Source organism: Streptomyces parvus (assembly GCF_014648875.1).
In the GTDB taxonomy this organism is placed as follows: Bacteria; Actinomycetota; Actinomycetes; order Streptomycetales; family Streptomycetaceae; genus Streptomyces; species Streptomyces parvus.
Map to the genome: position 1 here is coordinate 1 of NZ_BMRY01000040.1, position 1,322 is coordinate 1,322.

The 1,322-nt window shown below is 69.7% G+C and carries 1 protein-coding gene; it reads left to right on the forward strand.

Going from position 1 to position 1,322, the window contains the following annotated elements; genetic code table 11:
• Nucleotides 1-1,322 (forward strand): condensation domain-containing protein (locus tag IE140_RS35685; RefSeq protein ID WP_229827181.1); only part of this gene is annotated, 1,322 nt, incomplete at both ends.

Sequence of the window (1,322 nt, forward strand, 5' to 3'; positions counted from 1 at the left end):
CAAACGCGGCACCCACCACAACGAACTCACCCGCTACCGCTACGACACCACCCTCTACAAAACCGGAACCACCACCCACCCCCTCACCCACACCCCCACCCACCCCTGGACACCCGACGACGACACCGTCGGTCAGTTGGAAGCCCTGGAACAGCGACTCCTGCACGGGCGCCCCGACGAGCTGCGCATCACCGGTGTGCCCAACGCGCGGCTGGCACACGAGTTCGCCGTACAGCGCGCCTTGGACGACGGCAATCCGCCGCCCCCGGACGCTGCCGGCCACCTCGCCGACCTCGAAGCCTTCCACCGGCTGGGCGACGAGCACGGCTACTGGACGGCCATCACCTGGAACACCCACGCCCTCGACGCGGTGGACGTCGTGTGGGTCGCCCGGGACCGCGTCTCGGGCGCCACGCCGACCGGGACGTACCTCCCGGCGCGCTCGGGGCCTGGCTCGGCCGCCACCGCGCTGTCCGCTTGGACGACGCACCCCGCGACCAACCGCAGTACGGGAGCTCTGCTGTCCGCCCTACGCGAGCACACCCGTGAGCATCTCCCCGAGTACATGCGGCCAGGTGCGATCGTGCCTCTGGACCGGCTGCCGCTGACCGCCAACGGCAAGCTCGACCGGTCGGCGCTCCCCTCACCGGAGTTCATGTCTGTCGGCGCGGGACGTGATCCGCGTACGCCGCAGGAACAGATCGTCTGCGACCTGTACGCGCAGGTGCTCGGCCTGCCGCGGGTGGGAGCGGACGACGACTTCTTCGAGCTGGGCGGGCACTCGCTCCTGGCCACCCGCCTCATCGCTCAGATCCGCGCCACCTTCGGCGTGGAGGTGGAGCTCCGGTCCCTGTTCGAGGGGCCGTCACCGGCGGAGGTCGCCGCTCTGGTGGACACCGCGGGCCCGGCGCGACTGGCGCTCACGACCAGGGAGCGTCCCGAGGTCATTCCGCTCTCCCACGCACAGCAACGGCTGTGGTTCATCCATCAGATGGAGGGACCCAGCGCGACCTACAACATTCCACTCGCCCTGCGTCTGACCGGCGAACTCGACCAGGAAGCCCTGCGCGCCGCCCTGACGGACGTGACCGAACGCCACGAGTCCCTGCGCACCGTCTTCAGCGAGGCCGACGGCTCTCCGCGGCAGGTGATCCTCGACCCCACCGAGACCGAACTCGTTCTCACCCCGACAACGGAGAACGAACTCGACACACTCCTCACCACGGCCGCCCGGCACCCCTTCGACCTCGCCACCGAAACACCCCTACGCGCCACCCTCTTCCAACTCACCCCCCACCAACACGTCCTCCTCCTCGTCATCC